The organism is Calothrix sp. CBUCES-K 9914, assembly GCF_059640475.1.
In genome coordinates, this window is sequence record NZ_JBXXZH010000108.1 from 1 (window position 1) to 22416 (window position 22416).

A 22416-nucleotide genomic window follows, 5' to 3' on the forward strand; every position below is an offset into this window, starting at 1 on the left:
GGTGTAAGCGATGAGCAAATAGCTCCTGTGGTGACAGCTATTTGTGCTTCCCCGACGCGGTGGGCTGATTTTATGATGCGCTTTGAATTGGGACTAGAGCCTCCAAATCCTTCTCGCGCTTTACATAGTGCTGCGACTATTGGAGGTTCTTATATTGCTGGTGGTTTGATTCCACTTGCTCCATATATATTTATCAAAAATATATCCGAAGCCTTATTGTTTTCTACAGTCGTAACTTTGGTCGCATTATTTGCTTTTGGTTATATTAAAGGATACTTCACTGGAGTAAACCCAATACGTAGTGGGCAACAAACTATTTTGGTAGGAGGATTGGCAGCAGCAGCAGCTTTCGGGATTGCTCGAATGATTAGCTGAAAAGTGACGTATATGAATATGACAATGCCAACACGCGCGGAATGGCAGTGAGGGCTAGAGGTAAGATAAATTACAAGGAAGGGTTCCACGCCACCAGCAATATCAGCCAGGAAAAAGTTTAACGAGTCAAGCGCGCGTAAACTTTTATAATTCCTATTGAGCTACAACCGCGCGATTTTTTTATGATTTCTCCTATTTAGTTTCAGGGACAAGGAACCAGAAAACAGCTAAAGCAACGGCAGCGATCCCCGCAAGCATAAGAAAACCAATATTATAACCACCTCGTTGCACTACAAACCCAGCTAGCAAATTACTTAAACCAGCACCAATACCAATACAAGTGGCAAGCATACCTTGGGTAAGATTAAACCGACCACTGCCCTTAGTCAAATCAGCAACCATTATCACAGAAAGTACTCCGAAAATACCGCCAGCAACTCCATCTAGAATTTGTACGGCAACCATAAAAAAAGGATTATGTGAGAATGTGTAAAGCACTCCCCGAATTGGTAATACAGCAAAACCAATGAGAAAGATGCGTTTTCGCCCACCTTCAGCCAAACGACCAGCCAAGGAAGCTGAAGGAATCATGACCAACTGAGCAATAATAATACAAGCAGACATGTAAACAGTGCCATTCAATACTCCACCCTTACCGTTTTGAGCAAGTAGTTGCCCTACCAAAGGTAACATCGCCGCGTTAGCAAAGTGAAACAAAATTACTGCTATAGAAAAGAATAATATGCGGCGATCGCTTAATAGTTTTATTATCCCTTCATACTTATTTTTAGATTCTTTTTTAGATTCTTTTTTTTCCTCATCACTTTCTTCTCCATCACCCTTCGGGTTCGTCAGTTTGGCGGGACGGAAACCGACTCCGCCAACTGACTTACCGCGCGCTAGTTCATGGTCAATTTCTTTTTCTCGAATTCTGGAAACAGAATAAGCACTGGCAACAGCCATCAACCCAACTAAGAAAAAGATAGATTTAGGTGCAATAAATTGACCTGCAAAACCAGATAAAACGGCAACAAGTAAATTGCCTGCATGATTAAATGTCTCATTCCGCCCGACTCGCCGATCTAATTTGCTTTGCCCCACTAACCCCAGCGTTATCGCAGCAATAGTAGGTGCGAAAACGGCTGCACTAACACCAATTAATAACTGAGAACCAATTACTACTGGAAAAGTTGGAAACAAAGCTATGCAGAAGCAACCGACGGTGACCAATGCAGCAGCAACAACAATTAACAATCGTTTCTGGCGCAGGTTGTCTATTAAAGCACCAGCAGGTGTTTGTGCAATGACTGTAGCAATCGAGGAGACGGCTGTAGCCATCCCAATTTGCTCTGGACTCCAGTTTTGTGAACCTTTGAGGAAAATGTTTAGGTATGGTCCAACACCATCGCGTACATCTGCTAGAAACAGATTCAAGTAATCTAAGGCTTGTAAACTCTTTTGGCTTGGGTTTTTCTTGGATTGCATAGTTAGGAGTGAAGATATTTATTTTGCTTTTTGGGTGATAAGAAAGAGCCAATACCACTTCATCAATTTCAAGATAAAGAATAGGTTCAAACCTATACCTAAAGATGCTTGTATATTGCTTCTCTAGGTGCTATATCAAAAATTTATTCAAATGTGTTTCTATAGCCAAAATTAGTTAGTGCAAAAACTGTGCCAAATCAATTCATTATAATATGTAGAGCATATGCGCCAGTTTTATTTGCCAGACGACTACCGAGACTATGCCCGCAATGATATGCCATGAGTCTTTGTAAATTAAATCAAGACCACCCTTTGCCTTATCACAATCAAACAAAATACGAGAAATGTCTTGCGCGCCAAATTCCTGCTCTCGACAGAATTAAATTTTTGGAAGTCCCTAATAAAGCATATTATGTAAAATGTAACTCGACCCTGACAAGTTTCGGGTCTAGTTACAGTCTTTGTTTCACGGTCAAGTCGATTAGTATGAAGTGCCAGTACCTTCGATGAACTCTGGCGGTAATATATCATTAAACAATAATTGCTGTAGCTCAACCCCTTCGGGACGGCTCCAATCTTTAACAAGTTCAGCAATCAAAGTAATTGTAGCGGTTAGCACAACTCCAGCATCATGCATCCGCTGCCGTGCCAAATCTTCTGAGAGATGAAATGGTGAGCCAGAAGCATCCATTACTGCTTGAACATTATAGCCCTCACGTACTGCACTAATAGCCGGATAAACTAGGCAAACGTCTGTAGTGATGCCAGCCATGATTAAATTAGTTCGATTTGTGTTTTTAACTGCTTTGACAAAATTCTCATCGTCCCAAGCATTTACAATGCCTGCACGTTTAACTCTTGCCTCGTAAGCTTCAGGTAAGCTTTCTGCTAAAGCAGTCATCGGCAAACCTTGAAACCGCTCCTCTTGGCTACTCGTCAAAACCACGGGCATTTTGAGTACCTTTGCTACTTTCGCTAGTGCAAGAGTATTTTTTTCTACCTCGGTTAAAGGCAAGTTTTTGATTAGCTTCATGGTGCCAACTTGATGGTCAATCAGAAGCATCGCCGAGTTTTCTTGGGTGAATTCAGAAACTTTCATTATGCTGTCCTTTGATCTTACTACCTGCGTTTGTTAATCTGTAATGTGGAGTGTTGAGATTACGTTAAATAGCTCTGGGCTTGATTATCAAACGAACCTCAAAATTCCGCAAGTAGGAACACTTATGTACGTAGCGTTCATCCAAAACATGACTCAATCTTCTAACATTATCGACTCGCACCCGTATTTACGACAAACACTTGATTTAATTCGTGATAAATGGGTTACAGCAATCATCTATGTACTATCCCACGGTACAAAACGTTATGGTGAGTTACAAAGAGAAATTGGAGATGTTTCACAACGAATGCTAACTCGTACTTTGCGTGATTTGGAAAGGGATGGACTTGTTAGACGCGAAGTATATTCCACTGTACCTGTCACAGTTGAGTATTCATTGACACCATTAGGAAAAACGCTCGTTGAGCCACTTAAGCTACTATGTCAGTGGTCACTAGACCATTTTCATGAAGTAGAAACTGCAAGACAAAATAAAGGCAATGAATTCATGTAACTAATTTTGCATTAAATATCTGCGGAAATGGTGTAGAGACGCGATTAACCCTATACAAAACTGAACTATCTGGTTCATGTGTTGCATTATTTGAGGGAACAAGGGGAATTACAATAGTAAAGGTCGAGCCATGTCCCAAACTGCTCGACAGTTCAACTTTTCCACCATGAGCAACTGCAATTGCGTTGACAATTGAAAGTCCCAAACCGTGTCCTTCAAAGTTCATATCGTGCTTTGTCGCGCGTGTAAAACGGTCAAAAATACGCTTTTGGTTCTCTGGTGCAATTCCTTCGCCAGTATCACTGACCCAAATATAAGCAAAATCCCCTTTTACAGAAGAACCAAGTGTAATGGTATCATGTTTCGTTGTGTGGCGAACTGCATTTTGCACTAGATTCATAACAGCTTGGGTTAAACGCTGTCTGTCTACTGTTATTGGACTTAAGCCTTTAGATTCTAATTTCCAGTTACGGTTGGCAAAACTGCGTGCTTTCAGAAAAATTTCCTCGGTTAACCAATCTAATTCTTCTGGTTTTAATTTCAAAAAATCTGGACGTTCAGTTTTTGCTAGCAATAATAAATCATTAACCAACCTATTCATTCTATCAAGTTCGTCCATTACCAATGCCATAGTTTCTGGCTGTTTTTCTGGACAGAACTGTAACATCTCTAAATGTCCTTGAATAATTGTAATTGGCGTGCGTAACTCGTGGCTAACATCATTAAGGAACTTTTGCTGACTATCAAACGCAAATTGCAACCTATCAAGCATTTCGTTCAGTGTAGTTGTTAGTTCTGCAATTTCATCCGAACCTTGCACAGGGATACGCAGCGTCATATCCGACTCGCTTATAGAATGTGCTGTTTCTGTTACCAACCTTAATGGATATAATACTCTACCTGTAGTTACCCATGCCAATATAAAAAAGATAACTAGTACAACTATAGTTACCTGCATGACTAAGACAATTGCACTAGTTCCTGCTTGATAATCTGCTGAAGAATCGTTGAGAGCGATGACGGTTCCTTTATTTTCAGCTTTGGTAACAGACTGTCCAGCATATCTAATTCGAGAAGGGACTGTATAAACTTTACCCCGTATAAACTCGTTTTTTTGGCGCCAAGTAAGCACGAGTTTGGGTAATTTTTCTTGTATATCTCTAGGAAGTTCGGGTTTAGTTACATATACTTGGTCATTTAAAAGTGTTACAACGTATTCATTACGTGTGGGTGCATAGTTGGCAATAATTTTATCTAAGAGTTTAGGAGTAGAAATGTAACTATATTTATCCGACATGAGCTTAAATCGCTCAATTTCCTTGATAATCGATGCATCGGCTTTGGCTTTCAAGCTATCGCAGTATATTTGACGAGTTACTTGCAGCGATACCATAACTGTACAAGCAGTCAAGAGAAAATACCATACCAAAAGACGCATCCGCACACCAACGCGCGTTTGGCGCCGTAGCAGAGGATAGTTAATTTTATTCATATAATTTTTTATAATAGATTTCATCTTACCAACTATCCTCTAGCGTCATTAATTAATAATGAAACATTTATGAAAATATTTTTATAAATCTAAAATATTTTTTTGGTACAAGAGTATTAATGGGACGGCAAGGATGCCCATTGCAATTAAAGAGATATTACCCCAATCAAAATTAACAGTGCCATCAGTGCGAGTTAATTTGAGGTCAGTAAAATCAATATTGTTATGATATTGTCCCTTTAACCCAGTTCCTATTTCTGGCGCCGCAGCAACTTAAGCAATGGGACAGTTAATAAACTGGCACATTGCTTAGGTATTTAAGTTCTACTAAAAAAAACATTTGCGTGTATGTACTGACAATAAAATTAAGTAAACTTTACTAAAATCTGGTGTATTAAATAGATATTATGAAGCGAACTATCGATAATGAGTAGACAGGAAATTTTACCAAAAATAAATATTTACTACAGAAACTTTATAGATAATTTACGATTATTGAGCCATAACAAAATAAATACTTGTTTTACTGCTGACTTTCAAAAGCATGAATAAAATAATTCCAGTAAGAGTACGTGAGCGCTTGCAAGAAATTCAATATAGTTTGATTCAAGAGTGGATTATAAATCGAGGAAGTCAACCTCTAAATTTAAGCTGTAATTCGGTAATGGTATTTGCTCCACACCAAGATGATGAGACTTTTGGCTGTGGTGGTATGATTGCCTTGAAACGCCAGCAAGAAATTCCTGTACATGTAGTTTTTCTTACAGACGGGCAAAGTGGGGTAAATGATTTAATAAATAAAGATAAAAACAAAGACAATACTATTCAGGTTCGTAAACAGGAAGCTGTAAAGGCATTAGAGATTTTGGGTGTTGAGAAATATCATACTCACTTTTTAGATAAGCAGGATGGAGCTTTAAAAAAGTTAACGGTTGAACAAAAACAGCAAACGATTGCTCAAATAGTTGAGTTATTGAAGTTACATCAACCCCAAGAAGTTTATGTTCCTTATCGTTTAGATTGTCATCCAGACCATGAAGCTACCTTTGAACTAGTCATGTTAGCAATTAAAGAGTGGCAAGTGCAAGTAGAATTGCTACAGTATCCGATTTGGGTATTTTGGGACAAACCATTACCCCAGGTATTTAAGGCGCCGGAAGTAAAGAAAGCTTATCGCCTGTCAATTACATCAGTTAAAGATAAAAAAGGCAAAGCTATCGCAGCTTATCCTTCGCAGTTAAAATTCCTTTGTAGTGGATTTATTAGACGCTTCTTTGGAAATAACGAAATATTTTTTCCAATAGATATATAAAAGATTTCTTTCTTTCTTTCTTTGTGACCTTTGTGCCTTTGTGGTTTATTTATTGAACCACAAAGAACACAAAGAACACAAAGAACACAAAGAGGGATATTGTATTTATTACGCAAGCATTGCGAAGTTCTTGGTTAAAGTTTGTGTGCTGGTATCAAAGTGTTTGACAATTTGTTGAGGATTTCCAATTACAACGACATTGGCAGGTACAGATTTACGGATAATGCTTCCTAAACCTACTACACTGTTCTCGCCGATGTGTACTCCTTTCATTATCGTTGCTCTGGCGCCTATCCATACGTTTCTTTCAATTATGATAGGCGCTGATACTTTTGCACCAGGTGGACTATGACGTAGTTGCGGCTCTAAGTTATGATAATCGCTATCAGCAAGGAAGCAATCTGATATTAAACATTCATCGCCAATAGTAATTCGCTTTTCACAACCAATACAGGCGCCGTTGATAGAGACGTTTTCACCAATAATTAATTCTCCGTCACCGTATATATGTACATATTTACCTAAACGACTACCCGCACCAATGGTGACTTTGACGTTTCCAGAAAGGAAGAGCGAACCTTTAATTGCAACTCCGGGAGCTATTTTCAGGTTTTTGTATCGTAGCTGGTGAAGGCGCCGTTTAATTTCAAAGTATATTTGAGCGCAAAATTTCTTAAATGGGTTATTTATTTGTTGCATAATTATTGCACATGAATTTCAGTGATTACTTTGTGATGGATGCTTTAGGAGTGTAAGAGTAGGGGCGAGAGTTGTTTTCTACTCCGTTGACTACTAAACCTAAAATTTGAGCGTTGTGTTGAGTTAGTTGAGCGAAGCTTTCGTTCACTGAGTCTCTGTAGCTAGTGTCAGGACGAACTACAAACAACACGTTACGGATAATATTGGCAATTAAAGGTGTTTCACTGGTGAAGCTAACGGGGGCACTATCAACAATGATGTAGTCATATTTACCATCTGCTTCACAGGAAGAGAGGGTTTTTTCAAATTTGCCACGTCTGATTATTTCGACTATTTTGCCTTGTTTGGGTAAAGTCGGTAGTAAGTCTAAATTTGGTTGTATTGAGATACTAATATTTTGGGGTGTTTCTGATTTTTCGCTGTAACCTAAACGACGAGACAGGGCAGCAGAACGAAAATCAGCGTCTACTAACAGAACTTTGAAACCCAAATCAACTAATGCATTTGCAAGTCCTATTGCTACAGTCGTTTTACCTTCTCCCATAATTGCGCTGGTGACGAGTAAGCGACGATTTTCTAATGGTTGTAAGCTAATTGCAGATGCTAAACGTTGAAACTCTACTTCGGTATCAGTTGTTCCTTCAGATGCGACACCCCAATGTTTGATACGAGGAATGCGTTCGACAATCGCAAATTTTTGGTCTTGTAAATCTTTAACACTCAGCAGAGGATTACGACTTTCGAGGAATAGAACCAAAGCAATACTACCAATTACAGAAGCTAATAAGGCATTTATTGCCATTAAAAATAACTTTGGACTAACAGGTTTAGTGTTAACCCTAGGTGGGTCTAGTACCTGTACATTCGGATAAGCATCAAATGCATCTACGCTTTTCTGCTGAACTTGAGCTACTAGACCTTTATATATACCTTCAGCTACATCAAGCTGTCGTTGAAGTTCTAACAACTGCGCTTGCTTTGCTGGTAAAGAATTTAAATATGATTGAAGTTGGGCAATTTGATTGTCGAGTTGCTGTGCTTGTTGAAATTGACCTGATGCTTCGCTTTCTGCTAGCAACTGTTGCTGAATTAATGCTGCTCGTCCTTGGGAATCTGTTGCTATCGTTGGGTCTACCGGATTGTTACCAGCTGCTTGGGTAATATATTCCTGAACTTGGCGCTGTAATGTCGAACGCTGTGCGAGTAAAGTTTTTACCTCTGGATGGTCTATGGTAAAAATCGCTTGTTTCTGTGCTAACTTGGCTTCTACATCCGTTAATTCTTTACGTACTGACTTAAAATCTTGGTTTTCACCTAGACTTAACGAGCGTACAGCAGTTGCAGGCGCCATATTAATACGAAGAGAAAGGACTTTAGAGCGACTTGCACTTGCTTGAGCCAAAGACAAAGCCTGCGCCCTCGAAGCAACTAAAGTATTGATTGTACCGACAATTCCCTGAGTTTGTGCATCGTTGTTAACTATGCCTGTAGCTTGCTTAAATCGCGCGATTTTGGTTTGTGCATTACTCAATTTGATTTTAGCCTGTTCTAATTCTTTAACGGTGAATTTTTGTCGTTCTTTATTGTTAGCTTCTCGTAATTCATCCAAACGCGCTTGATATGCTTTGATTAAATTCTCCGCGCGTAAAGTTGCTAATTCTGGCTTTGAAGCACTGACTGTTAAGGACAAAACGGTAGATTGTTCCTGTGGTGATACTTGAAAAAGACCTTTGTATGAAGTAATATTCTTAAAATTGTTTTTTTCAGGGTCAGAAGCTAACGCTCGTTCAAGCGAAGCATCACTCATTAAAATTGAAGATTGCACCTTAAGTGGATTGACTTCAGGTGAAAAATCCAGTTTGCCATTCTGAAATGTCCCAAGAGTACCTAAGCTAGCGTCAAGGTTGCTGGTTGTTTTTGGCAAAATCAACTGCGCTGTAGTAGTCCACACGGGCTTGGAATTTTTATATGCTGCAATTGTACAACCCACAACAAGCGCATTTAGAACAAGCAAAGATTTCCAATGTCTAGTTGCAATAGTTACTACTTTCTTCATAAACGTTGATGACAAATGCCTTAAATATATTTTAATAACTCAATATTACTAATACCGATTTAAGATGAAGCTGCAAATAATTAAATCCCCCTAACCGCTTAATAAGCAGAGCGTGTACACATAATTCTCTTTTTCTTCTCTTTCTTCTCTTTCTTTGTGTCCTTTGTGCCTTTGTGGTTCTTTAAAGAGATAAACCACAAAGAACACAAAGGGGGAAAAGAAGAGGGTCATTAAAGATGTGTGTACACCGTAGCTTTAATAAGGGAGGCTAAGAAAATAATGTGCATCTTCATATAAAAATGGTAAAAGAAGGTCAATAAGTAACAATTGTCACCAATATCTTTTACAAATGACATGAGTAAATATACTAAAATTGTGATTTTCTAGACTACTTTACTCAAAAAATAAAAATTGTAAGTAAAGGCAAAATCTTTACAAACTTTGCCATGAGGATGAAGATTTATACAGCTTCATCTCCGCAATAATCGCACCTAACCAAATAAAGTAAAACCAAAAATAAATTGCCATCCAAGTTAATGCTGTGGCTTGACAGAGTATGTACAAAGCAATCAAGCTAGCAAACGCGCGCTGGCAAAATTTATTGCCAGATACAGAGGACTGCCAAAAAATCCATAAAGTCGAAGCTAAAGCGAGTGCAAAAAAGATAAAACCGAAGATTCCATGTAAATACAGTACTTGTGTATATGATGAAAATGTTCCTAAAGGCAGAGTAAATTCTCCATTTCCCCAGCTAATCGTTTTATCTATTATTCCCCATCCAACCCAAGGCGATTCTTGCCAAGCTTCAATTGTCCCATTGATAACATATTCACGGTCTTTCGATGAATCCGCGCGGGCGCCGTTGAATGTTGCTAAAGGACCACGAAGTAAATCCCCGACAGTCAGCCCTAAAATCGCAGAAATAAAGGAAGTAAACGAGGCTATCCACAATGGACTTTGACGCGCTAACTGACTTCGGAAAGATTGAATAATCAACAGTCCCAAGGGAAAACACATCCAAGCGAGACGACTTTGAGAAATCAGTAAATTAGCTAAACAACTACCTAACGCAAATCTACGTAGACGCTGATTCGTTTCGCCCAAACAAATAAAATAGCATAATACAGTACATACTCCCAATATTGGAGGGTCTGCCGTAAATAAATCGGCTCTCGCTAAGGGAATACGGAAAAAAGGCTGAAATACGGCAAATTTTACCATTAAACTCAGCTTTTCACCCGGAATGAGACGAGCTAAAGGTGGTAGGATCGGGTTTATTTGACCAAGCGCGAAAAGTATCAAAAGTTGTATGATTAGGGCAACTAGATAACTTACAGCCATCCAAGCAACCGCGCGGGTAATTACCTGTATTCTAATTCGATGCCACAAAGGCAAAGTAATACAGGCAAATATCATGAAGTAGCCTTTAAACAGAGTAAACAGCGATGCGGCTGTTTTCATGGGGTTAAAACCTACCGCGTCTAATCCCAAAATACTAGTCCACAGCGCAGCTAAAGTTAATGCCAACCATGACCAGTTACAGAATGGCAGTGAGCGTTTTACCAGTTTATCAAAATCAAAGCCAATTACTAGTAGCAAAGCAGCAACTGTTGGATACAAAATGGTTTGCACTCCCAGTAGCCACCAAAGGGGTGTAAGGACAATAGTCCAGTAAATAATCCTTTCAGCTTTGGATAAATTATCCAACTTAAACTTCGTGCGTGTTTCCACAGGAAATTCTAAATAATCAAGACTAATATTACACTTACCAGTGTATTAAATTAGAATCAGGTATTTATTCATCCAAAAAGCTGAAAGCCTATCAAAAACTATATTTGAGCGTATTATTTAGTTACAAAAAGACAACAGCAATTACAGAAATAAAAGTTGCAAACGGTGCTTTGGATTTTAACAAAGAATTAAAGATATAACCATTGCTAGTTTTACTGAAAACTTTAAATAGCTGTTGATTGATTGTAAGTGGAATTACTAGTATTAACAAAGCTTTGATGACAAGTTTGATAGCCCATTTATCTAGTAAAATCCTAGGATATAACCTAACTGCCATTGATAGCTTTTGCAAGGCTTTTTGAGCAGCGGTGCCTGTTCCGACTTTGGTTATATATAAATGAGCCGAATATCTATAAGCATTCGCGACGCTTTTATTCTTGAGAAACTGTATTTCTGCTGAACCAGCTTTAAATCCTCTATCAATCACTTCTAGGTTACACTGTTCCATCGTTTCGACTTTCGATGTCAAAGAACCTGGAGTTTGACGACATAGCAGTTGATGTTTGGGAACTACTACAAAATCCCAATCGCGCGCTAATCGTAACCAGTAATCCCAATCTTCGGCGCCTTTTAGAGTTGTATCGAATTCTCCAACTGCGTCAATTGCTTGTTTACGTATCAAAGACGAACCAGTAACGATGAAATCATACACTAACAACTCAGCATATACATTTCCTTCCAAGTATACTGGCGGCGCTGCCTTAATTGATGTGCCGTTTTCATCCATATAATAAGCCCAGCTATAAGCAACACCAGCTTGAGGATTTTTTTGTAATGCTGCGAGTAATAGTTCCAGCTTGTCTTGTGTCCATAAATCATCTGCATCTAAAAAAGCTATATACTCTCCAGTCGCATGTGAAATACCGCGATTACGTGATATCGAGGCACCTCCATTTGGATAGGTTAGCAGTTTTATCCGTGGGTCGTTGACTGAATTGACTACTTCTACAGTATGGTCGCGCGAACCGTCATTAATAATTATTAACTCGTAGTCAGTAAAAGTTTGTTGTTGAACCGATTTAATTGTTTCTAAAATTGTTTTTTCAGCGTTATATGCTGCTATAATTACAGAGATGAGTGGCATTGTATTTATTTTAAAGAATGGTCAATAGATAATGTTGAAAAATGAAAATTTATTTTTTGAAAATATCCATGAGGTATAGAGCCAAATTAGGTGATAAAATTTGGATGGCGAGTGCTTTGATAAATAATGTTCGCGTCCAACTTTTTCTGCTTAAGCTCTCTAATATAATTGGTGGATAATAATAAATCGATTTCCACAACGCTATAACTGCTTTTTTCGCACCTTCCACACCACCAACTCTTGATAAACACTGATTTGCTAAATATCTGTAAAAGTTAGCTAAAGACTGTTTCTTTAGGTGCTGCATTTGTACGGGAACAGATTGAAAGATTCTGTCAATTACTAGCAAAGAAGTATTTTCCATCACATCAATCTTGGAAGAAAGCGAACCAGAGGTTTGGCGATAGTATACTTGTGGTTTGGGAATAACAACAAAATCCCAGTTTTTAGCGATTCTCAGCCAGTATTCCCAGTCTTCGGCAGTTTTTAACTCACTGTCAAATGAGCCTACAGCTTTAATTACTTCTCTTTTTATTAAAGGATTTGAAGCATTGACAATAAAGTTATCGATGAGTAATTCCGCGTAGACGTTACCAGCAAATACTTTTTTATCAGACTCACAAATTCTTTCTCCGGTTGCATCCATATAAATCCAGCTATAAGCTAATCCAGCTTTCGGAGATTGTTGTAAAGCTTGAAGTTGTAACTCTAATTTGTCAGGAGTCCATAAATCATCAGCGTCAAGAAAAGCAATATAGTTTCCAGTCGCGTGAGCCAAACCTTGATTTCGAGCTGTAGCAACACCAGCGTTAGGATAAGAAAATACTTGAATTCGAGAATCTTGGATTGTATTGACTACATCAATAGTCTTATCTGTTGAACCATCATCGATAATAATTATTTCCCAATCTGAAAAAGTTTGTGATTGAACTGATTGAATTGTTTCTAAAATTGTTTTTTCAGAATTATAAGCGGGAATGATAACAGATATTTGTACCATACTACTTACCTGCGATATTCTACCAGTTTATTCGCAATATTATTAAATTGGTAGAGGTATTTAGTAAAGATTTGTTCAGCAAAACAGCGCGTAAGTATTAAGTAAATGCAAAGAAATACAAATGGCTGTAGTGAGTCGCTGAACTTTAAAGCTACTAAGATTGTAATAAGTGTCATACTGACAGATTTAATTGAAGGCACCAAAAACTTCATCATCGGCCATTTCAACTGACGGCAAGCAGACCACCATAAATAAACCGTCCAAACAATCCCTAGGGTAATGGCAACAGCAATGCTCACTCCCAAAATATCTTTATGTGTGGCGCCAATAATAAAGCTTAGTACTGCGATAGGAGCGATAACTAAATTAGCTTTCGCATTCGTACCTGCATAACCTTTGGCGTATAACATTGTTGTGAGTGGTCCATTTAACAACCGGAAATAAGCAAAAAACAGTAATCCCGGCATTACTCCTACAGCAGGCAACCACTTGGCGCCAAATATCCAAGAAATTGTATGCTCATCAACGATTATAAAAAACAAAGCATATAATGGCGCCGCGAGAAAAGCTATTTCTTCAACTGTTTTGGCTAAAGCATTCTCTTGCTGTTTATCATCTGGCAACTGAGAATATACAGATATACTAATTTGAGCAATTGCTTGAGTTAGTATCGTGGTTACAGCCATCGATAGTTGATAGGCAAAGCTGTAAAAACCCAAACTTGTCTCACCCAGTAGCTTGCCCACTACAAAATTGTCCGCGTTAGCATTCACAAAATATCCTAAACCAGAGCTAACGGCGCCGATATAAAAAGATAAAACTTCTTGTTTGACTTCAGAATCTATCTGAAAGCTTAAATTAATTTTCGCGTGTTGGCGTAGTAAAATAAACCCGGCAACCCAGAAAGCTGCATCTCCAATCACGAATGACCAATAGCTAAACCCTAATAATGCACTTCCAACAGTACAGAAGACTCGAATTAACGAGGTAACGCAGTTAATATTCGCTAGTTCCTTGTACTGCATTCGTCGTAGCAGTACACCACCATAAACCGATTGTACAAACGATAGCAGCAAATTGACGGCAAACACCATCAATATCCATACCAAATTTGGGACATTAAAGAACTGCGCGACCAGTGGTGATACTGCTGCCAATCCTAAAGCTAAAGCTAAACCAATCCAAACACTGAGTGTATAAGTTGTATTTAAATAACGTTTATCCTCAATCCCTTTGCAGACGATGAAGTCACCAGCTGTATTTTGGGTAAATAAATTGACAAAAGACCAAAAGATATAGGCTATACCAATAACCCCAAATTCCGATGGTAATAGTAACTTTGCCAGTAGCAAGTTGCTTAACATCGCGAGTATGCGAGTTACAATTGCTCCATAAGTTGACCAGAAACCATTCTTTAGTAAGCTGTTATTCATGAGGGACGATTAATTAAGTGTTTGTGCAATTGCAAATTTTGTCAGTGGCGCCAAACGTACTGATAATAAAGTCAGTAGTGAGCGGGGGTCACGGTAAAAAATAGAACTGTCAGATGCTAAAGCCTTATCAATAAAATGATTTGCTTTTACAGTATCACCACCTTGAAGGCATAAACGAGCCAAGAGACGATACATATACGCATAAGCATTAGCTAACATTGGTTCTACTAATTCAGGTGAACGTTTATAAGCAGCCTGAATTACTTGCTCATTGCAATGCTGCATTTGTGCAACGTTGAAAGAAAGTCCAGAAGGACGAACGCGGTAATAAGATAAAATTCTAGGCTCGCGGTAAAAAGACCAGTTTCGTGTAACCGCAATTCGTAGCCAAAAGTCAATATCTTCAGAACTGCGTAGATTCTCATTAAATCCACCAACTTCATCAACTAAATGGCGCCGGAACACAGCGTTTGAACCGTGACCAACAAAGTTTTTACACAGTAAAGCTTTGAGTGGGTCTGAGTAGATTGGTTTGCCGCTTAAACTAATAAAAGTTGGGTGCCCATCATCACGAATAGCTCTAGACGCACTGTAAACAACTCCAACTTGAGGATGCCTATCTAGTATTGCGACATGATTCGCTAGCTTGTTTTTGTGGTAAACATCATCACCATCTAATAAAGCTATATAAGGTGCATGCGCTCTTTGAATACCATAATTGCGCGCGGATGATAAACCACCGTTTGGTTTCTGCAACAAATGAAAGCGATTATCACGTTCACAAAACGATTTGACAACATCTGGTGTATTGTCAGTAGAACCGTCGTCAACAATTAGAACTTCAAATTCTAAAAAAGATTGCTGCTCTAAGGAAAATAAGGTCTGTTCAATATAGTTACTAACATTGTAAGCAGGCACAATGACACTGACTTTAGGGGTGACAACCATAGATAAAATTTGTACTCCTTGAACTTGCTACGGTCAGGCGAGACACCTAACCTACGGCGGGTGATAATATTTGTCTCTTTGTCAGTAGATTCCGTAAAAAGCTGCGTATTGGTGGAGACAACAGCCACATACCAAAACATAAACAAATATCTTTGGGTTTTGGCTTTCCAAATTTAACTGCTTCAATTAACAAAGGTATGAACGCTTGCCAATCTCGATTAAAAGCTGCTCTGGAACTGACTTCTGCTAAAATAAAAGAAGAATAAGCGCGCGGTGTAAACAAATTGCGATTAGTTTGAAGCCATAAAAGCGATAATCGCCAGTTGTAATTTCTACTTAAACTTGGTGCAGCATCTTCAAGATGCCAAATTGCAAGCGTTTGTTCTACAAACTCAATACCTACAGATTCTATCGTAATCGCGCGTAATAACCATTCCCAATCATCATGAATATTCTTACAGACAGAAAATGGTAACTTCTGTAGTAACTCTTTAGGTATAAACAGCGTAGAAGTTTGGAGAAGTCCCTCTCCTTGAAATAAAGTATTACGGACAAATAGATACTCGCTCAGTGGTTCTGTACCGGGTACTCTTCTTGGATAAACTGAATGAACATTACTATGTTGAGCAATTAGGCAAGATGAAACAATCGGATATTTATATTTAGAAGCTTTAGCTGCTGCTAACTGCAACTCTAACTTTTGTGGCATCCATTCGTCATCGTCGTCCAGAAATGCAATCCAATCTGACGAAGCTAGCTCCACTCCTAAATCACGAGCCGCACAGCTTCCTTGGTTAATGGGTAATGTAATAACTTTGAGTCGCGCGTCGTTTATTTGCGTGAGTGCATTGTCCGTCAACTCATCTTTCCCATCAATTACAACAATTACTTCTATTTTTTGTAATGTTTGTGCTAAAGCGCTTCTTACTGCTCTTTGCACGAGGTTCGGTCTGTTTCTTGTTGGTATGACGACACTAACAATTGGGTTCATATCTTTTCTTTGTTGAAAAAGATTCGTATTCAAAGTAAGAGAAATAATGGTTTACGTCAGCTATCTACTGTTATGGCACAGCTAATGTAAAAAGCGATATGAAATGTATAGATTTTTGGTGAAGCTTATGTATCTTCTTAGACAGTTGCAGGAACTTCTTGCTTTTGATTATTAGAGGAAATATAGAAATCACTGAGTTGAGTTTCACGCTCGATATTAAAGTAGGCGCCTGGTTGCATTTGTTGAACGCGCAGAGGTGCGTAGAGCTTACCTAGAGTGATTTGAAGTGCAAAAGCTGGATTACCAATGAAATAGCGTGCTGCCAAGCGTTTTGGTTCGCGGAACCAACGATATAACCATTCTAAACCAATATTGGCAATAGCATTTGGACAGTCTGGAACAACACCAGCCAGTCTATCGATAATTGCACCTCCCAGCATAATTGCATTCACATTCAAGCGACTACGATGAGTATAAACCCATTTTTCTTGAACGGGCATTCCCATACCAACTAAAAGAATATTAGGCTTGAACTCGTTGATTTTGTTGATGACAGCTTGATTCTGGTGTGGGTCTTCTTTATCAAAGTATCCGTGATGTCCCGCAAAGCAAGCGTTCGGATACTGTTTTCTCAAACTTTCTAAAGCTGCTTCTAAGTACTCTGGCTTGGCGCCAACAAGAAACACACGCAGACCAGCTTGATTACATTTTTCTAAAACTTGAGGCATCATGTCTGTATAAGATGCTCTGTAATCTAAAGGTAATTCATAACCCATGTAACTAATCGCTTTTAGAATACCAACGCTATCGCAGTTAACAATCTCTGAACTTTGCAGAAACTGATAAAACCAAGGTAACTGCATCGATAAATTAAAACCATGTACATTGTAATTCGCCACAGTAATTTTTCTTTTCTCCATACATGCTGTGTAAATTGCATCAACTATTGATGGTACAGTCATGCAAGTAATGCGACGTTCTAGTAAATATACGTTCAGATTAGGTAGAGCTTGTAACTTATTGGTGGTTGACATCATAGCCATAATTTTCAGTTAGTCCCTAGTATTCACGGAGAACTTTTTACTTTGATTCTTCAGTGATATTTTACGAATCAGTATAACGTCCACCTTTTTCAATTCTCTTGATGTAATTTTTATACAGAGGTAGGAAATTATAAAAAACGCACAAACCAAAAATCAATTCCTCTATCTTTTTAGTTAGTAGTTTTACTTACTAGGTACTTTCTAGGGTAGATATTTAACTGCTTTGACTAAGCTTTTATTGGAAGATGTTTATTAGTAATTGGCATGACATAAAAGAATATGGCATGACATGAAAAAATGTAAAATAATGTAATGCAATATGACACAATATAAATTGTCACAAGGCAAAATTAGATAAAGAAACTATTGGTCTGTGTCATTAAATTTGGGGTGTAGGGTGCGTCAAAGCTATTACGGTCTTCAATAAAACGAAAAATCATGTGCGACCTCCGCACCATCCAGAGTGCCGGTGCGTGACACCACAAGTCTCTTCATATTGAGTGGAATTTTTTCGTAGCGTCACACACCCTACCATGCTGTAACTCCTAAGAAACACAAACCACTATAAATAAAAAAATTTCTTGTGGGGTGGGCAACAGGCGCCCGCCCTATGGTTGGAACAGGCAAGGATGCCCATTCCACAAGAAGAGACTATGTTTTTCAGGAATTAAAAGGTAGTACTTTACTTTTACCTGGGTTCATTAATCCGTAAGGGTCAACCATTTGCTTAAATTTTAGGTGTTCGGGGTCAATTGCTCGCCTCCAACCATCTTCTATAAAATAGCTGTGGGGGTTAGCAATAAATACTCCATGTTGCTCGTGGTAGCGAATTATTTCGTTTAATCGTTCTTCGGTTGTGTAGCGTACTAGTTGCAAAGCGGGGTTTGCAATGCCACCTTTAAAACGAATAAATTCTAAATGCATCATCACTTCGGCGCCAAAATGATTATACATATGTTCTATGGTTTTTAGATTATCGCTGGGAAAGATACTTTGTAGGTATGTTATCGAAGTATCACTGGTACGCGCGTGTAAAGTTGTATGGTTCCAAGTGTACTCAGCTAGTTGGGCGCCTTTTCCTGCATCAATAGCTGATTTAGAATAAGTAACCTCACCGTTAAATTCCTGTATTAATCCTGGTAATAGTTCTAAACTAGATTCAGCAACTATTAATAGTGCAGCATGTTTACCATCGGGTATGTATTGACGTAGAGCAGTAAAATATTGAGGAATAGGCGCCGCAAACACACCAATTTCTTTTTTTATCATGCCATCACTGTCTGCCAGAGCTCTTCCAAATCTGACTGCTGGCATAAACTCGTCAAAGGTGACTATTACTTCTGCCCAAGGATAAGCAGGACCCAATGGAATTTCCACTTCGGTAATAATACCATTAATGCCCCATGCATGATTTGCTTTTTGTACGTCTTCCGCACGCAACTCGATAACTCGCGGTTCATCTTCAAGCGTTACAACTTGCAAACCTAACAAATTTCCCTTATCTGCCATTAACCCATATTGAATCGAACCAATTCCACCGCTACCACCCGCAATAAATCCACCTATTGTAGCAGTGCGGTACGTTGAAGGCGCCATTCGCATTTCCCAGCCAATTTCACGCGCTTTTTTATCGAGTGCAGCAAGCTTAACACCTGCTTGTGTACGCGCGACTCCAGGTTTTACCCAGCAAATGGACTGCAGGAGCGTCATATCTAAGATAATACCACCATATAAAGGTACACATTGACCGTAATTTCCTGTACCTGCTCCCCTTACTGTGATAGGTATTTTATGTTTAGCACAGGCTGCTGCTACTTGTACTACTTCATCTTGGTTTGCAGGACGTACTACTATATCAGCTATTTTACCTTCTAGTAATGCCGTGAGAACTGGGCTGAAGGTATGGTAATCCTGAGATAACTTCGCAAGCTGTGACGGTTCGGTGATCACTTCGATGCCCGCTATTGATGCAGTAAAGGCGCCTACATTGAATGCTTTTGCGGATGCTGTCATATATAAGGTACGTTCTTAACTTGATATCGTATTGTATTTCTATTCAGTCGCAACAGTTCCTGTTTACGTAGTCAAATATAAACAGATAAGTACCATGACCGTAATGTTGTTTACACTTCTTACATTTACTTCATGCGTCTTATCCTGCTCTTGAAGCACATAACCACGGCTTATTATTAATAGGATAATAATTTACTTGTATAAAAAATATTACAATTGATTTAGTAATTATATTAACTCAGTGTAAAATATTGGTTGATACATCGGCTTGTACGTGAAAAGATATTGAGATATTAAATTTTCTACTTCGCTTCTGTTAGATTAATTTTCGTGTTTTACAGCACTTTCATGCCACTTACTCAATATAGAGTCAGAAACAAAACTCAAACTCACAAATATCAAAACTCCCAAACCTGTGGTTAACAACAACGCTGCAAACATACGCGGTATCTGAAGATTGTAGCTAGAAATCAGAATCCTATATGCTATACCTGACTGTTGCCCACCTGTTCCTGCAACAAATTCTGCCACAACGGCGCCTATTAGCGATAGTCCACCACTAATTTTTAAACTACCTAAAAAGTAAGGCATTGCACTGGGTAAACGCAGATATATTAAAGTTTGCCAAGGGGAAGCTTTATATAGTTGGAATAAATTAATTAAATTCTTATCAGCACTTTTCAAACCGAGCGTAGTATTCGATACAATTGGGAAAAATGCAACAATCCAAGCACAGACTACTAATGCAGCAAAAGTATTATTTTTGAACCAAAGAATTATTAACGGTGCAATAGCTACAATAGGTGTAGTTTGAAGAATGACAGCGTAAGGAAATAAACTTCTTTCAATCCACTTGCTTTGAGTAAATAGTACTGCTATTAGTAAACCAGATATTGCCGCAGCGATAAAGGCAGCTATAGTGATTTGAAGTGTTATTAATAAGGATGGAAAAAGCTCATTCCAGTCACTAATCAAGGTTTTCAATACTAATACAGGACTAGGAAGAATGTACGGCGGTGTATTTGTTACCTTTACTAATACATCCCATAAAATTAATACTAAAATACCTACAATTATAGGCGCCAGTACATCAGCAGTTAGAATTTTTTTAAGTAGTTTTGTCATTTTTCTGGAGATGTTGGCTAATTCGGCGACAATATTCGTTATATTCTACAGAAGTTCTAAAAGCTTCACCACGCGGGTAGGGTGTATCTATATTAATATCCGCAACTACACGACCGGGACTATTACCCATTACCAATACACGATTTGATAAATATACAGCTTCATAGATATTATGTGTGACAAAAACTACTGTCCAGCGATGTTGATGCCATAAATCAAGTAATTCAGTGTTCAGCTTGCTGCGAGTTATCTCATCCAAGGCGCCAAATGGTTCATCCATTAATAATATACCAGGTTTTTGCACGAGCGCTCTGGCTATCGATACTCGCATCTTCATTCCACCAGATAACTGACGAGGGTAGTTATTTTCAAACCCTTCTAACCCTACTCTTGCAATAGCTTGCTTAACTTGTAGCAGTGCATCCTTTTTTGCGACTCCTGCTAATTTTAGCGGTAAATATACATTTTCGCTGACATTTGCCCAAGGCATCAAAGCAGCATCTTGAAACACAAAAGCCAGTTTTCGCTCTTTTAGATTTAACTCAATGCTACCAGAACTAGGACTACCAAGTCCAGCGATGATACGTAATACTGTACTTTTACCACAACCAGAGGCGCCAATCAAGCTAACAAATTGTGACTGTTGAATAACTAATTTTAAATTTTCTAAAGCAACAGTACCATTGGCATATACTTTACTAACATCATTTAGAATTATATCAGGATGTTCTATCATGGGTGAAATTTAGGATTTATAGAAATTAACACCTTTGTTAACAAATTGTAATGTGAAAGCATCTTTGTAGTTAAGACTAGCATCAAAAACGCCTGCTTGTACCATGTTATTAAAGAAGGATTGCCAGCGTTCTGTTGTCATGGCGCCGATGCCTAAATTTTGAGCATCTCCTCCTGTAACTAAACCACTATCTTTCATTTTTTGAATACTAAAGCTAATTTGTTCATCAGTCATATCACGATTAGCTTGTTTAATGAGTTTATTACCAGGTATTGGTTCATTCAAATAGCTATACCATCCTTTGATTGAAGCATCTACAAATCTTTGTACTAAATCTGGATTTTTTTCTGCGAGTTTTTTTGTAGTTTCAATTGTAAAGTTATAAGGATTATAACCGTAATCGGCTAGTAACATTACAACTGGCTCAAATCCACCTTTTTTTTTAATATCGAATGGTTCAGCGGTGACAATGCCTTGCTGAATTATAGTTTTGTCTTTTAAAAAAGGTTGAATATCAAAATTATATGGACGCTTTTGGTCGTCAGTAAAGCCGAATTTAGCTTTGAGAAAGGGCCAGTAGTTTGCATCTGCTGAGGCGCCTACCAATATTGGTTTACCTTTGAGCTTTTCTAAAGAATCGTTACCCGTACCTGGGTGTGCTATTAATACTTGTGGGTCTCTTTGAAATATAGCGGCGACTGTAACCTTTGGGACATCATCTTTAGCAGCGTTTAGCGCTTCGCCACTGTGTGCCATCGTCAAATCGATAGCTCCTCCCATCAATAATAAATTATAGTTCCCACGCGGGCCACCTGGTTTGATGGTGACATCCAGCCCATAGTCACGGTAAATATTTGTTGCTAAAGCTTGATAAAAACCACCATATTCAGCTTCCGCTACCCAACTAAGACCAAATATGACTTTATCGAGTCCGTCTTTGGTTTTTGGATTCGCTGCTATATTCGTTGATGTGGTTTTGGAATTACTCGCACAATTAGTTAACATTCCGGCGCCTAACGCCATTGAACCAAACGAGAGCGATTTTAGAAAACGGCGCCGACTAGTAGCCCTACTCATATCACGCAAAACCTCCCTTGGAGACCTATATTGTAGTTTAAGCTCATCATTAGTTATTTTTTATTACTATTGCATAACTTCTATGAAGTCTGAAGTATATCTATATAGATATAGATTTTTTCTATATCATTAACGGTGCAGTT

General features: G+C 38.5%; 19 protein-coding genes. 3 read left to right on the plus strand and 16 right to left on the minus strand.

The window, feature by feature from the left end:
* On the plus strand, positions 1-375 hold a 375-nt coding region (locus tag AC2JBO_RS22790), incomplete at its 5' end, for a VIT1/CCC1 transporter family protein (RefSeq protein ID WP_496955939.1).
* Between the two features lie 192 nt (positions 376-567).
* On the opposite strand, the gene AC2JBO_RS22795 is transcribed toward AC2JBO_RS22790, so the two are convergent.
* Together AC2JBO_RS22795 and AC2JBO_RS22800 are read right to left on the minus strand one after the other, a co-directional pair.
* Positions 568-1860: an MFS transporter gene (locus AC2JBO_RS22795; RefSeq protein WP_496955940.1), complete on the minus strand. Its 1293-nt coding sequence runs from the start codon at positions 1858-1860 to the stop codon at positions 568-570.
* Between the two features lie 481 nt (positions 1861-2341).
* Positions 2342-2959: an isochorismatase family protein gene (locus AC2JBO_RS22800; protein ID WP_496955941.1), complete on the minus strand. Its 618-nt coding sequence runs from the start codon at positions 2957-2959 to the stop codon at positions 2342-2344.
* Positions 2960-3107: 148 nt separating this feature from the next.
* Here AC2JBO_RS22800 and AC2JBO_RS22805 point away from each other — a divergent pair, with 148 nt between their 5' ends.
* Positions 3108-3473, plus strand: coding sequence for a winged helix-turn-helix transcriptional regulator (locus tag AC2JBO_RS22805; RefSeq protein ID WP_496955942.1), 366 nt, complete (start codon positions 3108-3110; stop codon positions 3471-3473).
* Here the strand turns inward: AC2JBO_RS22805 and AC2JBO_RS22810 are convergent.
* Positions 3466-4965 carry a sensor histidine kinase gene (locus AC2JBO_RS22810; protein WP_496955943.1) on the minus strand — a complete coding sequence of 500 codons (1500 nt, stop codon included), beginning with the start codon at positions 4963-4965 and terminating at the stop codon, positions 3466-3468. The genes AC2JBO_RS22805 and AC2JBO_RS22810 overlap by 8 nt on opposite strands.
* A gap of 544 nt (positions 4966-5509) precedes the next feature.
* Here AC2JBO_RS22810 and AC2JBO_RS22815 point away from each other — a divergent pair.
* A complete protein-coding gene (locus AC2JBO_RS22815; protein WP_496955944.1) occupies positions 5510-6277 on the plus strand; it encodes a PIG-L deacetylase family protein in 768 nt (255 codons plus the stop codon).
* Between the two features lie 108 nt (positions 6278-6385).
* Here AC2JBO_RS22815 and AC2JBO_RS22820 read toward each other — a convergent pair whose 3' ends face one another.
* The 13 genes from AC2JBO_RS22820 to AC2JBO_RS22880 form a co-directional block, all read right to left on the minus strand.
* On the minus strand, positions 6386-6976 hold the full coding sequence (locus AC2JBO_RS22820; protein ID WP_496955945.1) for an acyltransferase: 591 nt from the start codon (positions 6974-6976) through the stop codon (positions 6386-6388).
* A gap of 25 nt (positions 6977-7001) precedes the next feature.
* Entirely contained in the window at positions 7002-9032 is a 2031-nt protein-coding gene (locus AC2JBO_RS22825) for a GumC family protein (RefSeq protein WP_496955946.1), read from the minus strand.
* A gap of 432 nt (positions 9033-9464) precedes the next feature.
* Positions 9465-10763 (minus strand): O-antigen ligase family protein, encoded by a 1299-nt coding sequence (locus tag AC2JBO_RS22830; protein WP_496955947.1) that lies wholly within the window; start codon positions 10761-10763, stop codon positions 9465-9467.
* 121 nt (positions 10764-10884) lie between these two features.
* Entirely contained in the window at positions 10885-11907 is a 1023-nt protein-coding gene (locus tag AC2JBO_RS22835) for a glycosyltransferase family 2 protein (protein WP_496955948.1), read from the minus strand.
* A gap of 49 nt (positions 11908-11956) precedes the next feature.
* A complete protein-coding gene (locus AC2JBO_RS22840; protein WP_496955949.1) occupies positions 11957-12907 on the minus strand; it encodes a glycosyltransferase family 2 protein in 951 nt (316 codons plus the stop codon).
* 5 nt (positions 12908-12912) lie between these two features.
* Complete coding sequence (locus AC2JBO_RS22845; RefSeq protein ID WP_496955950.1) at positions 12913-14340, minus strand: oligosaccharide flippase family protein; 1428 nt, start codon at positions 14338-14340, stop codon at positions 12913-12915.
* Between the two features lie 9 nt (positions 14341-14349).
* Positions 14350-15288, minus strand: coding sequence for a glycosyltransferase family 2 protein (locus AC2JBO_RS22850; protein WP_496955951.1), 939 nt, complete (start codon positions 15286-15288; stop codon positions 14350-14352).
* Positions 15289-15334: 46 nt separating this feature from the next.
* Entirely contained in the window at positions 15335-16279 is a 945-nt protein-coding gene (locus tag AC2JBO_RS22855; protein WP_496955952.1) for a glycosyltransferase family 2 protein, read from the minus strand.
* Between the two features lie 137 nt (positions 16280-16416).
* Positions 16417-17316 (minus strand): WecB/TagA/CpsF family glycosyltransferase, encoded by a 900-nt coding sequence (locus AC2JBO_RS22860; RefSeq protein WP_496955953.1) that lies wholly within the window; start codon positions 17314-17316, stop codon positions 16417-16419.
* A 666-nt stretch (positions 17317-17982) separates the two neighbouring features.
* Entirely contained in the window at positions 17983-19335 is a 1353-nt protein-coding gene (locus AC2JBO_RS22865; protein ID WP_496955954.1) for an FAD-binding oxidoreductase, read from the minus strand.
* A gap of 321 nt (positions 19336-19656) precedes the next feature.
* The gene (locus tag AC2JBO_RS22870; RefSeq protein ID WP_496955955.1) at positions 19657-20460 is read right to left on the minus strand and encodes an ABC transporter permease; all 804 of its coding nucleotides are present in this window, start codon (positions 20458-20460) and stop codon (positions 19657-19659) included.
* Positions 20444-21196 (minus strand): ABC transporter ATP-binding protein, encoded by a 753-nt coding sequence (locus tag AC2JBO_RS22875; RefSeq protein WP_496955956.1) that lies wholly within the window; start codon positions 21194-21196, stop codon positions 20444-20446. Before AC2JBO_RS22875 ends, AC2JBO_RS22870 begins: the two co-directional genes overlap by 17 nt.
* A gap of 9 nt (positions 21197-21205) precedes the next feature.
* Positions 21206-22273, minus strand: a complete 1068-nt coding sequence (locus tag AC2JBO_RS22880; protein WP_496955957.1) for an ABC transporter substrate-binding protein — start codon at positions 22271-22273, stop codon at positions 21206-21208.
* Between the last annotated feature and the right edge of the window lie 143 nt (positions 22274-22416).